Here is a 15,102-nt window from a genome sequence, read left to right on the forward strand (position 1 = left end):
CGCACCTTAAAGGCTGCCGGAGAGCATCTTTGCGCTAGATAATCATGACTCGAGCTAGATAAATCATGACTCGATGGAACGCGAATCTGCGCTCGAAGGTGCTACGGGCAGACAGGTCGCCTCCATCCGGCATGGGCGACATGGCTGCCGCCCGGCCTGCAGGCCACCTTAGCCCTCGCTTTCGCTCTCGGCAAGATCGACCAGTTCGCGGATCGCGACGGCGACCAGCGGAAAGCTGATCTGCGTTCCCGTTCCGATTTCCGCCAGCAGCGCATTCCAGCGTTCGAACAGCGGCGCGTGCTGCTCCTGCCAATGCGCCACTCTGGGCTCGATCTCGCGCGGGGCGTCCGTCATCCCCAGCACCTTGACCGTCAGCGCCAGCTGCTGGCGATCGAGATCGTCGCGGAACGTTTCCCGCGCCTGCGCCTGCCAGCTGTCGCGGACTTCCAGACTATTGATCTGCTGCATCATCCGCGGCAGTTCCAGACGCTGACCGATGGCATAGTAGGTCTCGGCGACCCGCTGGATCTTTTCACCGCTGGTTCGCGCCGCCTGGATGATGCCCAGCCCGGCGTAGAGGCTCGAGGCCGCCGCAACGACCGATGCCAGCGCTTCCGGCACCTTCGCCTTGACCAGCTCATCGCGCCGCGCACTCCATGCCTCGCGCTCGTCGCCGCTGAGACGGTTGCCAATATCCTCCTTCAACTGCGCCAGCTGCGGCGCGTACTGCTCGACGCACTCCTTGACCCCGAGCGACCCGCGATGACGCAGGAACCAGCGCGTCGCACGACGCAACAGCCGCATCAGATCCAGCATCATCGCGTACTGCGTCTGGCTGTCGACATGATAATCCAGTGCCTCGATCTGCTCCCACAGCGGGTTGAGACCGAAGCTGTCACGGGCGATGACGTACGCCTGGGCGATCTCGACTCGCGAAGCACCGGTGGAATCGCGCAACTGGCGCACGAAAGTGATGCCCATGTGGTCGACCAGATCGTTGGCGATCTGGGTCGCCACGATCTCCCGCTTGAGACGGTGCTCATGAAGATCGTCCGGATACCGTTCGGCCAGCGTCGTCGGGAACGCCTTGGTCACATGCTGCTGCAGTTGCCCGTCCGCCGGCAGACCGGCCGCGATCAGATCGCTCTTGAGCGTGCTCTTGGCGTAGGAGATCAACACGCTCAGCTCCGGCAGCGTCAGGCCGCCGTCGGCATTGCTGCGTTCGATCAGCTGTTCGTCGGTGGGCAGGAACTCGAGCTCGCGGTCGAGGCTGCCGGCCGCTTCCAGCTCGTTGATGAATCGGCGGTACGGGCCGAGCCCCTCCTTCGACTGCAACTCGGAGAGCGACAGCGCCTGGGTCTGGCGGTAGTTGTCACGCACCACCAGCTCGCCGACCTCCTCGGTCATCTCGACCAGCAGCTGATTGCGCTGCTTCTCGGTCATGTCGCCACGCTGAACGATACCGTCCAGCAGGATCTTGATGTTGACCTCGTGATCCGAGCAGTTGACCCCGCCGGCATTGTCGATGAAATCGGTATTGACCCGGATGCCCTTCTCCGCGGCTTCCATTCGGCCCCGCTGGGTGAGCCCCAGGTTGCCGCCCTCGCCCACCACGCGGCAGTTGAGTTCGCGGCCATCGATGCGAAGGCCATCGTTGGCCTTGTCGCCGACATCCGCGTGGCTCTCGCTGGAGGCCTTGACGTAGGTGCCGATGCCGCCGTTCCAGATCAGATCGACCTGCGACTTGAGCATCGCGTTGATCAGGTCGTTGGGCGAGAGCTTGTCCGCCTTGATGCCGAAGACCTTCTTCATCGCTGCGGATATGGGTATCGACTTGGCATCCCGGGAGAACACGCCGCCGCCCTCCGAGATCAGCTTCTCGTCGTAGTCCGACCAGCTCGAACGCGGCAACGCGAACAGACGCTTCCGCTCGGCAAACGACTTCGCGGCATCGGGACTGGGGTCGACGAAGATATGGCGGTGGTTGAACGCGCCCACCAGCAGAATCCTGTCGGAGAGCAGCATACCGTTGCCGAAGACATCGCCGGCCATGTCGCCGATACCCAGCACGCTGAACGTGTCCTTCTGGGTATTCAGCCCCATCTCGCGGAAATGGCGCTTGACCGATTCCCAGGCACCACGGGCGGTGATCGCCATGCCCTTGTGGTCATAGCCCTGGGCACCGCCGGAGGCGAAGGCATCCCGCAGCCAGAAGTCGTATTCGATCGAGATCGCGTTGGCGTAGTCGGAGAAGGTGGCCGTGCCCTTGTCGGCGGCGACCACCAGGTACGGATCGTCCGGATCGTGGCGCACGACCGAGCGCGGCGGCACGACGGTGGTGCCGTCGAGATTGTCGGTGATGTCCAGCAAGCCGCGGATCAGGGTACGGTAGCACTCGATCCCTTCGGCCTGGATCGCATCGCGATCGGCGTTTTCCGGCATCCGCTTGCAGATGAAGCCGCCTTTGGCCCCGACCGGGACGATGACCGAGTTCTTGACCTGCTGCGCCTTCATCAAGCCCAGGATCTCGGTGCGGAAATCCTCGTTGCGGTCCGACCAGCGCAGGCCGCCACGGGCCACCTTGCCGCCGCGCAGGTGAACGCCTTCCATCCGCGGCGAATAGACGAAGACCTCGAACATCGGCCGCGGCTTGGGCATGCCCGGCACCTTGCTGGGCTCCAGCTTGAACGAGATGTACTCCTTGACGCTGCCATCCTCGCGCGGCTGGAAATAGTTGGTGCGAACGGTCGCCTGGATCAGATCGACATAGCGGCGCAGCAGCAGATCGTCGTTGAGACTCGCGACCTGATCGAGCATCGCATTGAGCTCGTCGATGCATTGCTGGCACTGCTCGTCGCGCTTATCGCCCTCCGGCGAGAAACGCAGCGTGAACAGCCGCGAGAGCCCCCGGGTGATATCGGCATGGGCCGCCAGGGTGTTGGCGATGTAAGCCTGGGAAAGCCCGATGCGCAACTGCTTCATGTAGCGCGCATACGCCCGCAGGACCGCCACCTGACGCCAATCCAGATCGGCACCGATGATCAGGCGGTTGTAGCTGTCGTTCTCCGCATCGCCCACCCAGATCTTGGTGAAGGCATCGATGAAGTTGTCGCGCATCTTGCCGAGATCGACTTCGCCCTGGCCGTGATATTCGAAGGTGAAATCATGGATCCAGTAGGTCTGCTGCCCGCTCGCGATGCGGTAGGGCCGCTCGCTGATGACACGCAAGCCCAGATTTTCCAGCACCGGCAGCATGTCGGAGAGCGGAACCGGCGTATCCTGGTGGTAGAGCTTGAGATTGACGCTCTCCGCCGCGCTCTCGGCCAGATGATAGAGACTGACACCGATCGGGGCACCGTCATCGAGCGCTTCGAGATGGCGAATGTCGTTGGCGGCGGTACGCGCCGAGAAGTCGTCCCGGTAGCTGCTGGGGAAGGCATCGCGAAAAGCCTGTGCCCGACGATTGCCCGCTTCCTCTCCGAAACTTTCGATCAGCGCCGCATGCAGGTCCTCGCGCCAGTTGCGCGCCAGATTGATGACCTTTTTCTCCAGTGCGCGGCTGTCGAAGTTCACCGGCTTGTCGCCGTTGAAGCGCAGCGTGAACTGGATACGCGCCAGAATCGACTCGGACAGATACGGGTTGAAGTCGGCGAAAGTCGCGTCGAGCTCCTCGCACAGCAGCTTCTGGATGCGCAGGCGCAGATCCGTCGAGAAGATGTCCCGCGGCACGAACACCAGGCAGGAGTAGAACTGCCCGGCGCGGTCCTCGCGGATGAACAGGCGCACCCGGCGACGCTCGCGGATATTGAGAATGCCGAACGCGGTCCGGCTGAGTTCTTCGGTGGAGCTCTGGAAGAGATCGTCCCGCGGGTGTACTTCCAGCACCTGCAACAGCAGCTTGCCATTGTGCCCTTTCGGATTGACCCCGGCGGCGTCGATCACCGCCTGAACCTTGCGCCGCAGGATCGGCACGGTTCGCGGCGACTCGTTGTAGACCAGCGAGGTGAACAGGCCAAAGAAGCGCCATTCACCGATCGCCTTGCCCTTGCCGTCGTGGCGCGTGATGGCGATGTAATCGGGGTAGGTAGGGCGATGCACGCGCGCATGGTAGGCGCTCTTGGCAAAATGCAGCAGCGCCGACTCTTCGTCCTTCTCGAATCGCACGGGCTCCTGGTAGCGCGGCTGGTCCAGCTTCAGCACGCCGAGGGCACTGCCTTCCACCCGCTCGCTGTGGACGTTCTTGCCGCTGCCGACGAAGCGGCTTTCGGCGTAGCCGAGAAACGTGAAATGCTCGTCCAGCAGCCACTTGAGAAAGGCCACGGTCTCTTTGCGATCCGCCGCCGTGACGCTGCCCGCCTGCTGGCTCTCCAGCGCCTCGATGACGTCGCGAACCTTGTCGCACATCGGGTCGAAATCGGCCACGGCGGTGCGCACGTCGAGCAGCACGTCGCGCAACCCCTGCTCGAGGTCGGACAGCGTCTCGCCATCGGTATGACGATCCACCTCGATCAGAATGATCGACTCGCGCGCTTCCGGCGCCTGCTGGGCGCGCGTCCCGGTAATTCGCGTGGCATGGTGGCGAGCATCGCGCTCGACCGCCAGCACGGCGTTATGGATCGCGTGCAGAGTCAGCCCCCGGCGGTTGAGCTCCATGCGGACCGAATCGACCAGAAACGGCATGTCCTCGTGCAATACGGCAACCACCGTATGCGGAGACTGCCAGCCGTGGGTTTCGAAGTTGGGGTTGAAAACACGCACCTTGGCTTCGTCGGGATCGAAGGTGCGCATGAAATGCCATGCCGCCAATGTCGCGCCATAGATATCGTCCAGCTGTCGATCCGCGGCCTCTTCGAACGGCGCGGTAGCGTAGAGATCTTCGGCGAACGCCGTTATCCGCTTGACCTTATCCTCGGGGAGACGCTTGGAAAGCTTTTCCTGCAGCTGTTCCAGGAATTCCGTTTTTCCCTCGATCGCGACGTGTTGCATCTATCACCTCGGCTGGCATCGACCGTCAACATGGCGGCCACATTCAATAGACTGGAAGCTTACGCCAGTGCCGCATGGCGCCCTACACAAGTGAAGCTTCGTCATGACGCATGTCGGTTATGCATCATCGGCGGCACTACTATGCGCACCCCGGCAGTTGACAACGCTCGCCGTTACAGCCAGATCACTGGCAAACGGTGGCTCGAATCACGCTGCCGGCAGACGCTCCAGCAGAACCCCGCACTCACAGTGGTCCGTCCAGGGGAATTGGTCAAACAGCGCCATGCGAACCACGCGATGGGTCTGGCTCAGCTGTTCCAGGTTGACGGCCAAGGTGTCGGGGTTGCACGAAATATAGACGATGCGGGGATAGCGCATCAGCGGCGTGCAACTCTCGGCATCCAGCCCGGCCCGCGGCGGGTCCACCAGCACGGTGGAGAACTCGCACTCGTCGAGCTGCATGGCGGCGACGCGACGGCCCTGCTTTTCCCCGGTCAGCGCCTGAGCGAACTCCTCGGCCGACATCCGCGCCACGTGCACGTTGTCGATGCCGTTGGCTTCGAGATTGGCCTGCGCGGAGGCGACCGATGTCCGGGAAATTTCGGTGGCCACCACGCGGCGGAAGTTCTCCGCCAGCGCCACCGTGAAGTTGCCGTTGCCGCAGTAGAGCTCGACCAGATCCCCCTGGCTGTCCGACGTCACGTCGCGCGCCCAGTGCAGCATCGAGCGGCAGATTTGGGCATTGGGCTGGGTGAAGCTGTTCTCGACCTGCTGATAGCGAAGTTCCCGGCCGTCCACTTCGAGCCGTTCCCAGACGTGGTCGCGATCCAGCACCAGCCGCTGCTTGCGGGAGCGCCCGATCAACGACACGCCGAGCTGCGCCTGAAGCTCGCGAGCGCGTGCCTCCCAGTCATCGTTCAGCGCCTTGTGGTAGATCATCGTGACCAGAGCCTCGCCGCTCAGAGTGGTGAGGAACTCGACCTGGAACAGCTTGCGCCGCATCAATGGCTCGTCGCGAATCGCGTCCAGCAACTGCGGCATCAGTTCGTTGATGCGCTCGCTGGCGACCGGGAAGCGATCGACCCGGACGACACGCTGCGCGACCCGGCCCCGATGACGCGGCGCCTCCGGATCGGGTTCGAACATCGCGTAGTAGAGATCGTCGCCCTCGTGCCAGACCCGGAACTCGGCGCGCATGCGGTAGTGCGACGGCGGCGACGCGAACACCTCCAGCGGCGGTGGCGAGAAGCGGGCGAACTGGCGCTCGATGCGCTCGCGCTTGGCCTCGAGCTGAGCGTCGTAGCGGGAAGGGTCGATATCGAAAATCACCAAACCAGAAATCCTCAGGCAGAAATAGCGCAATGACTCATGAAACGTGAACGGCAACGGCTGGCGAGGCGATCTCGAGCATCGCGGGCGGCGCGTGACCGAAACGCATCAGCGCCGGTGCCAGTCCCGGCGCCGAGGCGGCCGTCGCCCAGCTGCTGGCATCCGGCGAAGGGGTGGCGCCCCTTCCCGCCTCGACAGCGGCGGCCGGCGTCGATCGATCAGCTCGCGCCGGAGCCTCCGAGAGCACGGACTCGAGACGCCTGGCGATGGCTGCCCCGGAATCGATCCAGCGAACGCCCGACGGCAGCAAGGGCTCGAGATAATCGCGCAGCAGGGGAAAATGGGTACAGCCCAGCACGACGACGTCGATATTCTCCACCGCCCTGAGCGGTGCGATGGCCTCGCGAACCCTGGCTGGATCGACCGCCTGCCCCTTGAGCAGATGTTCGGCTTCGATGACCAGCGTGTCCGCCGCCACCCGTATGACACGACAGCCCCGCGCATGGTCGTCGATCAGTCGATCCAGATAAGGGCGGCGGACGGTGGCGCGGGTGGCGAGCAGACCGATCGTGCGGCTTCGCGTCGTCTCGGCTGCCGGCTTGATCGCCGGGACCGTACCGATGACCGGCATCGATAGCCGCGCTCTCAGCGCCTCCAGCGCCAGGGTGCTGGCGGTATTACACGCGATCACCAGCGCGCGAGGGCGGGCTTGCCGGCAGGCGCTTTCGCACACGGCGACGATTCGAGCCACCAGCCAGGCGTCATCCTTGGTGCCGTAAGGCAATGCGGCATTGTCACAGACGTAGCCCAGCGAAAGCCACGGCATCCGCCGCCGAATGTCGGCGCTGACCGAGAGGCCACCGACGCCCGAGTCGAAAATCAGCGCATCAATCATGTTGCCGATCGTCTCCGAAGTAGTCGAGCAAGGCATCGATCAGGGCCCGCAACCGGGCCGGCATGTAGTCGCGCTCGGCATACAGCAGATGGACATTGAGCGGCGGCATCTCGAACGCCTCGAGCACACGAACCAGCTGGCCGGTACGCTCTTCCGACGCCGCCAGGGAGGCCGGCTTCAATGTCAGCCCCATGCCCAGCACCGCGGCTTCCACCAGCGCCCGCCCGTTGTTGCAGGACAACGCCGGCTGCAATCGCCAGCGATAGATCTCGCCATCGACCCAGAACGGCCAGTAGAGCCCATGCCGCGACAAGGTGTAGTGCAGGCACCGGTGATTCTTGAGATCGCGGGGATGCTGCGGTGTCCCGTGACGGCGGAGATAGGCCGGCGACGCGTAGAGGTGCAACGGCATCCGCATCAGCGGACGGGCGATCAGACCGGAATCCTCCAGCTCGCCGATACGCACCACCAGATCGATATCCTCGGCCAGCGGGTCGACGCGCCTGTCTTCCAGCACCAGATCCAGCGACACCGCAGGATGCGCCGCCTCGAAAGCCTGCAGCGCCGGCATCAGCGAGCGGGCGCCGAAGTCCACCGGCGCCGAAAGACGCAAGCGGCCACGCACCTCGCCGCGCTGCTCCCCGATTCCCGCCTCCAGCTCCTGCAACTCGTCGAGCAGGCGGGTCGCTGTCGTCAGGTAGCGCTCTCCTTCCGCGGTCAATTGCAGGCGGCGCGTGGTCCGTACCAGCAGGCGGACACCAAGGGCCTCCTCGAGCCGCGAGACCTGCTTGCTGACCATGGCATTGGAAACACCCAGGCGCCGGGCACCGCCAGCGAAGCTGCCGGCCTCGATCACCGCACGGAAAACCTGCATCGCTTGCAGCCGATCCATCCTGCCCCCTGCCACCGTTTTCAGGGGATCATTCTACGCAAGCGACGACGATCGCGCAGTGGCGATCGTCGTCGGGAGCAAGACAGGGCAGGCAGGACGGGGAATCGGCGAAATCGAGCCACGCCGGGGCTACAGTGGCGAAGGTGCCTCGCGAAATTCGGTGTACAGCTCCGGGTAGGCTTCCTGCAACCGCGCTAGTTCGGCGCCGGCCTGTGCAGGCAGTTCGGCGGCGAGCCGTGCCAGGTCGTCTTCGTCGAGATGCTCCCGGATCAGCGGGAACAGCTCTTCACGTTCGGCCCGCAGGTAGGCCCGGTGCGCTTCGAGATAGACCTTGAGATCGTCGGCGAACTTGTCCATCGGCATTACCCCGTCCATGAGAATCATGTCGATGTCCTGGGAGAGCCGCATCAACTGCTGATGAAGGTGCTGATAATCGCTGGCCAGGCGCTCGGTCAGTTCGTTGATCCGGGATTCCCGGGCCACCAGTCGATCGCTGCAGATACGCTCCAGCGGGATCGTGAAGCCGTTCATGTAGTCGAGGATATAATCCACGACTTCCCGAATCAGACGAAAGTCGGGGCGATCACCGTCAGCCAGCGTCTTGTGCTTGAGTTGCAACACATGCAGCAGGCGCGCCATGTTGGCATGGTCCTGACGCAATTGGGTCAGCATGGGCATGGTGTGTCTCCTGTCCGTGAAGCGCGATGTCGGTTAACACCGCCTTGTCAGCCTAGTGTAGTGCTTGTTGCCATGGTTGCGCTGGAACGCATACTGTCCTGGACTTCGCCACCAAGTGCCAATGTCCAAGTGTCAGCGTGCCGCCTGTGCCTGCCAAGGATCGGTTGGGTCGGCAATCGACGACACGCTAGAATTTCATACCCTAGCGGTTTTTACGATAAACGCTCTACGCCTAACGTCTGAATCGCTGTAGCGAAATGTACCGTTTCGCTGCCGTCAGCCAGCCTGGAAGATGCCATGGACCTTTTTGCCGACGACACCTCTCGAGGTGCCTCCCGCACCGACAACGCCCCTCTCGCCTACCGCATGCGGCCGCGCCGGCTGGAGGATTACGTCGGGCAGCAGGCCCTGGTCGGGCCCGGCAAGCCGCTGCGGCGCATGGCGGAAACCGCCAGCGTGCGCTCGATGATCCTGTGGGGGCCGCCGGGCGTCGGCAAGACGACGCTGGCCGAAATCCTGGCGGAAGCCTCCGGCGCCCGGCTCGAGCAGTTGTCTGCCGTCATGGCCGGCGTCAAGGACATCCGTGCAGCGGTCGAGCGGGCGCGGGAAGGCCAGATGCGCGAACGCCAGACCCTGCTCTTTCTCGACGAGATCCACCGTCTCAACAAGAGCCAACAGGACGCCCTGCTGCCCCATGTCGAATCCGGCCTGCTCACGCTGATCGGCGCCACTACCGAGAATCCGTCGTTCGAGGTCAATTCGGCGCTACTCTCCCGCGCCCGGGTCTACGTGTTGAAGACACTCGACGAGAGCGAGCTGATCACGGTCCTGAAGCGCGCACTCGGCAACGAGACGCTGGGCCTGGGTGCGCGCAACATCCGCGCCAGCGACGAGACGCTCTCGATTCTCGCCCGCGCAGCGTCCGGGGATGCCCGCCGCGCCCTGGGCCTGCTGGAAACCGCCTGCGATTTCGCCAAGGCCGACGAGCATGGCGAACATCTCGATCGGGATGCCGTGATCGAAGTGATCGGCCATCAGGGCGCGGCCTTCGACAAGCAGGGGGAGCACTATTACGACCTGCTCTCGGCCGTTCACAAGTCGGTGCGCTCTTCGCGCCCCGATTCGGCATTGCTGTACATCGCCCAGTTCATCAGCGGCGGCGGCGATCCGCTGGACATCGTCCGGCGCCTGGCCGCGATTGCTTCGGAAGATGTGGGCAACGCCGATCCCCGCGCGCTACCGCTGGTCATGGCGGCATGGGACGCCTATCTGCGACTGGGCGACTACGAAGGGCAGCGCGCCATCGCCCATGCCGCGATCCACCTGGCGATCGCCCCCAAGAGCAATCGGATCGACCAGGCCTGGAGCCAGGCCAAGGCGTTCGTCGCCGAGCATCCCGACCTGGAAGTGCCGGTCTACCTGCGCAATGCGCCTACCCAACTGATGTCGTCGCTCGGTTACGGCGACGGCTATCGATATGCCCACAACGAACCCAATGGTTACCCCGCCGGCACCGAACATGACTGCTGGCCGTCGAACCTGCCTCGCGTGCGTTTCTACGATCCCAGCGACTACGGCCAGGAAAAGCGCTTCCAGCAGATGCAGGCATGGCGTGCCGAACTGGATCGGCAGGCGGACAACGAGTCCTGATTGGCAAATCAGACGCTTCCCCGAACGCATTCGCCCCCGCCGTGACGGACACGACGGGGGCGAGTCGACCGAAAAGCGATAGGGTCAGGGCGTCGCGGGCGCCTGCTCGCGGATCACGTCGGCATCTTCGGGCGCCTGGAACTGGAACTGGGCGGGATCGATATCGATATTGGTCTGCGCGTTGTCGAAGTCGATGGCCGTGCGCTGGCCGGTGCTGTCGGTCATCTGCAACGCATCGAGCTTCTCGCTGTAGAAGGTCAGCTTGAGCTGTTCGAACAGGGTATCGTTGGCCTGCGGGACCAGGGTAAAGGTCTCGCTGGCGCCCTGCTGCTGACGGGACACGTCATAATTGTCGGAGAGCTCCGAGGCACTTCCGGAGAGCAGCAGCGCAGGCGTATGCGTGACGCGATCGTCCAGCGGCTGAATGGTGACCTGCTCGAGATCCGGGTCGTAGAGCGAGACTTCGTTGCCGTCGGAGACCACCAACTGGCGGTACGGCTCGTTCACTTCCCAGCGGAAATGCCCGGGACGCGACAACCACATGTGCCCGCTGGTGTCCTGCAGGCTCGAACCCGAGGCATCCAGGATCTGCTGTTCGAAGTCCGCGGAGTAGGTCTTCAGTGGCTCCAGCAGATGGGTCAGGCGGTCGGCGGAAGCCTGGTCCGCCAGCGCGGTCTGCGTCATCAACACCGGCGCCAGCAACAGCGATCCGGCGAAAGCCAACCTCTTCATCTTGCGCATGGGCATTCCTTATCGTGAATCGTCGAACTCTCATCGACGATCGTGGATCAATGGCGTGGAATCATTGTGGTAATGACGTGAAAACATCGTGGTCATTGCTGAGACAGCAAAACGGCCACAGGGTTTACCTCACCCCGTGGCCGTCAGCTCTCGATCAATGGCCGACCGGCGGTGGCGCGAGAACCTCCCGCGAGCCATTGGTGCCCATCGAGGAGACGACACCGGCCTGCTCCATCGCTTCCACCAGTCGGGCGGCGCGGTTGTAGCCGATCTTGAAGCGACGCTGGACGGCGGAGATGGAGGCGCGGCGCGTCTCGGTGACGAACTGCACGGCTTCGTCGTAGAGCGCATCCTGCTCGGCGTCTTCGCCATCGCCGCCGCCATCGGCCTCGAGCCCGGCCAGGGCGTCGGCGGAGACACCGCCGGACAGGATCTCCTCGATGTACTCGGGCTCGCCACGACGTTTCCAGTCCTCGACGATGCGATGCACCTCGTCGTCATCGACGAAGGCGCCATGCACACGCTGCGGCATGCCAGCGCCGGCCGGCAGGTAGAGCATGTCGCCGTGGCCCAGCAGATTCTCGGCCCCGCCCTGATCGAGGATGGTGCGCGAATCGATCTTGGACGATACCTGGAACGCCATGCGCGTCGGGATATTGGCCTTGATCAGCCCCGTCACCACGTCGACCGAAGGCCGCTGTGTAGCCAGGATCAGGTGGATACCGGCCGCACGCGCCTTCTGGGCCAGGCGCGCGATCAACTCTTCGACCTTCTTGCCGACGATCATGAACATGTCGGCGAATTCGTCGATTACCACCACGATGTACGGCAGCTTGTCGAGCACCGGCGGCTGCTCGTGCATTTCCCAGGGCTGCGGCTCCCACAACGGGTCCTGCACCTGGGCGCCGTGACTTTCGGCTTCGTCGAGCTTGGCATTGAAGCCGGCGATGTTGCGCACGCCCATGGCCGCCATCAGCTTGTAGCGCCGCTCCATTTCGGCAACGCACCAGCGCAAGGCGTTGGCTGCCTCCTTCATGTCGGTGACGACGGGCGCCAGCAGATGCGGAATACCGTCATAGACGGACAGCTCGAGCATCTTGGGATCGACCATGATCATGCGCACCTCGTCCGGCGTTGCCTTGAGCAACATCGACACGAGCATGGTATTGATCCCCACCGATTTACCGGAGCCGGTGGTGCCGGCGACCAGCAGGTGAGGCATCTTGTTGAGGTTGGCGACTACCGGCTTGCCGCCGATGTCCTGCCCCAGCGCCAGCGTGACCGGCGACTCAGCGTTCTGGTAGACGTCGGAATCCAGCACCTGGCGAATGCGAATCATGGCCCGGTTGGGGTTGGGAATCTCGATCCCCACCGTCGGCTTGCCGGGAATGATCTCGACCACGCGCACGCTCTTCACCATCAGCGAGCGTGCCAGATCCTTGGCCAGGTTGCTGATCTTGGAAACCTTCACGCCGGCCGCCGGGCGGATCTCGAAGCGGGTGATGACCGGCCCCGGCCAGGTCTCGACCACTTCCGCCTTGACGCCGTATTCGCGCAGCCGCATCTCGAGCAGATCGGCCATGTCGGCCAGCTGCTCCGGCGTATAGTTGGGCTGCTCCGGATCGGCGGGCGTGGTCAGGCGGATCGATGGCAGATCGCCGCTCGGCTCCGGCAGATCGTCCATGACCGGGCGCTGGCTCTGCAGGTGCTCGACGGTCCACAGTGTCGGCTGGTCATCGGCGGCAGCCCTGGCTTGGGCCGCCGTCGCCAGCCGCCCCTCGCTCGGGGGCGTCGACGTCGGCGCTGGCGAAGGCTGCGGCGCCGCCGAGAGCCCGGCGGCCATGCTTTCGCCTCTCTCGCCTCTGCTCTCGCGCCTGTCGCCGCCGCTCACGGATGCCTGATCGTCGTCGATATCGAAGCGCGGTTCCTGGCGCTGCGGTGTTCGCTCGGCAACTGAACGGCTAGGTTCCTGCGCTGGCACTGATGATGGTGATGGCGATGGCGATGGCGATGGCGATGGCGATGGCGATGAAGAGATCATCGGCTCCGAGGGTATCTCGCCGCTGTCCGCTTCGACTTCCCGCCAGTTGATGCCCGAATGTCGGGGCTGAACGTCTGCCGGCTCGGACGAGAACGCCTCGTCCGATGCCATTGCCGATCCTTCGATATCGGTTATCGGTTTTTCGGTGTCGATGACCGGTGCTTCAGTATCCATTGCCGGTTCGTCGACCTGGGAGGCGGTTACGGACCCCCAATTCGACATCGGCTCCTGGCGTTCCGCGCGAATTCCCCACTGCTGGGTCGGCGCGTCCTCGTCGCTTGCGGAGAGCGAAGGCTCGCTCTGCGCGGGTTCCTGCGGCTGGCGGCTCTCGTCGTCAACTCGGGGCTCTTCTCCGTACCGGAACGCTTCGCCGTGCCGGAATTCCTCACCGTGCTGGCGCTCGTCGGTGTCGTCCCGGAGAGTCGGAGACATGGGCGAAGGCTCGCCTGCTGGCGCTTGAAAGGCATCGGGAATGCGTCGCCGGGTGACATCGGCACGGAACGGCGCGCTTTCCGGCCGGAATTCCTCCCCGGCATCCGGCTTGTCCCGAGCCTCGGCGGCCGAGATCGCCGACGAGGCAGCGACGGCACTCGTCGAATCATCGGTTGCCGATATTCTGCCCGGCCCTGGCTCGGCGAAAGATGGCTGCCGTGCCGAGACCTCGCCTCCAAGGCGAGGGGCCGGCGCCGTTCGCTGCGGTACGTCGGGCTCCTCGCCCGGTAGCCGCCCCAGCGTGGGCTCGCGGGCTTCGTCACGCTGCTGGCGAGCGGTATAGGAAGCTTCAGGCCGTTTGGCAGACGGCGTTCGCGCCGGAACATCCCACGGAATATCCGTACGACCGTCATGACGCCACATCGAGGTGTCGCGACGCTCGCCTCCGTCGGTGGCCGCCCCAACGGCGCTTTCCCAGGCAGGCTCCTGCCGGACTGGTCGATCGGCGTACGCGTCTTCGTCTTCCCACTGTTCCAGATCCGGCGCCCTGTTCCAGGGCAGCCAGCTCCAGGGCAGCACCCTGGCCCACCACGCGCTCCGGCGCGGCGCGTCTTCTTCGTCCAGGGCATCGTCCGCCGCTGCCGCATCATCGGCGGCCGCACTGCGTGCCTCGGCCTTGTCGAGGCGACGGGTTTCCCGAGCCTCGCGACGCTCGCCAGCGCGAGCTTTCATCCAATGGAACAGCCGATTGAGCGAGCTACCAAGCTCATCCATCACCGTCAACCAGGACATGCCGGAAAACAGCGTGAAGCCGCACATGAATGCCGCGATGGCGATCAGCGTGGTGCCTCGCACACCGACCAGCGAGCCGAGAGAACCGGCGATACCACGGCCGAGAATGCCGCCCGCCTGGTTGGGAAGATCGCTGGCAGCGTTGTAGAAATGCAGGTCGCCCAGCGTGGTCGTGCTCATCAACAGCAGCACGAGCCCGCCGGTATGAACGGCGAGCGCCATGGGGTCCCAGGCGATCTGCACCTGGGTCTGGCGCATCAGTCGCCAGGCGCCCAGGCCAAACATGCCTGGCCACCACAGCGCACTGGCGCCGAACAGCGAATAGAGCACATCGGATAGCCAGGCACCGATCCTGCCCATCCAGTTGGAAACCGACTGATCCGGCCCGCTATGGGACCAGCCCGGGTCCGTCGGCGTGTAGCTGAACAGCGCCAACAGCAGGAACACGCAGATGGCAAGCAACAGAATCACGGCACCTTCGCGAGTCACGCCCTGTAGGCGCATGATCACGTGGCGGGCCTGCTCCTTGGCTTGCGCTTGCGTTAGTGGACGACGGCCTTTCTTGGCCGAACTCTTGGCCGAACTTTTGGCACTCAAATGATCAACCCCCTCGCGCCCGATCCGGCGTGGCGTAACACGATCGGCAGCCACGCCGCTGGCGGCATT

The 15,102-nt window shown here is 64.3% G+C and carries 8 protein-coding genes; 1 reads left to right on the forward strand and 7 read right to left on the reverse strand.

Going from position 1 to position 15,102, the window contains the following annotated elements; translation table 11 throughout:
• Positions 1–168: 168 nt before the first annotated feature.
• The 5 genes from BC443_RS17535 to BC443_RS17555 form a co-directional block, all read right to left on the reverse strand.
• Positions 169–4,986 (reverse strand): NAD-glutamate dehydrogenase, encoded by a 4,818-nt coding sequence (locus BC443_RS17535; RefSeq protein ID WP_071233179.1) that lies wholly within the window; start codon positions 4,984–4,986, stop codon positions 169–171.
• Between the two features lie 207 nt (positions 4,987–5,193).
• Positions 5,194–6,318 (reverse strand): tRNA (uridine(54)-C5)-methyltransferase TrmA, encoded by a 1,125-nt coding sequence (gene trmA / locus BC443_RS17540; protein WP_071233180.1) that lies wholly within the window; start codon positions 6,316–6,318, stop codon positions 5,194–5,196.
• Between the two features lie 34 nt (positions 6,319–6,352).
• Positions 6,353–7,210 carry a glutamate racemase gene (murI, locus tag BC443_RS17545; protein WP_071233181.1) on the reverse strand — a complete coding sequence of 286 codons (858 nt, stop codon included), beginning with the start codon at positions 7,208–7,210 and terminating at the stop codon, positions 6,353–6,355.
• Complete coding sequence (locus BC443_RS17550) at positions 7,203–8,102, reverse strand: LysR family transcriptional regulator (protein ID WP_071233182.1); 900 nt, start codon at positions 8,100–8,102, stop codon at positions 7,203–7,205. The genes murI and BC443_RS17550 overlap by 8 nt, the downstream gene beginning before the upstream one ends.
• A gap of 129 nt (positions 8,103–8,231) precedes the next feature.
• Positions 8,232–8,774 (reverse strand): hemerythrin domain-containing protein, encoded by a 543-nt coding sequence (locus tag BC443_RS17555; RefSeq protein ID WP_071233263.1) that lies wholly within the window; start codon positions 8,772–8,774, stop codon positions 8,232–8,234.
• A gap of 303 nt (positions 8,775–9,077) precedes the next feature.
• Here BC443_RS17555 and BC443_RS17560 point away from each other — a divergent pair, with 303 nt between their 5' ends.
• Entirely contained in the window at positions 9,078–10,430 is a 1,353-nt protein-coding gene (locus BC443_RS17560; protein WP_071233183.1) for a replication-associated recombination protein A, read from the forward strand.
• 84 nt (positions 10,431–10,514) lie between these two features.
• Here BC443_RS17560 and lolA read toward each other — a convergent pair whose 3' ends face one another.
• Together lolA and BC443_RS17570 are read right to left on the reverse strand one after the other, a co-directional pair.
• Positions 10,515–11,171, reverse strand: coding sequence for an outer membrane lipoprotein chaperone LolA (lolA, locus tag BC443_RS17565; RefSeq protein WP_071233184.1), 657 nt, complete (start codon positions 11,169–11,171; stop codon positions 10,515–10,517).
• Between the two features lie 154 nt (positions 11,172–11,325).
• Positions 11,326–14,940 (reverse strand): DNA translocase FtsK 4TM domain-containing protein, encoded by a 3,615-nt coding sequence (locus BC443_RS17570; protein WP_071233264.1) that lies wholly within the window; start codon positions 14,938–14,940, stop codon positions 11,326–11,328.
• Between the last annotated feature and the right edge of the window lie 162 nt (positions 14,941–15,102).

It is taken from the genome of Salinicola sp. MIT1003, from assembly GCF_001858555.1.
GTDB lineage: Bacteria > Pseudomonadota > Gammaproteobacteria > Pseudomonadales > Halomonadaceae > Salinicola > Salinicola salarius.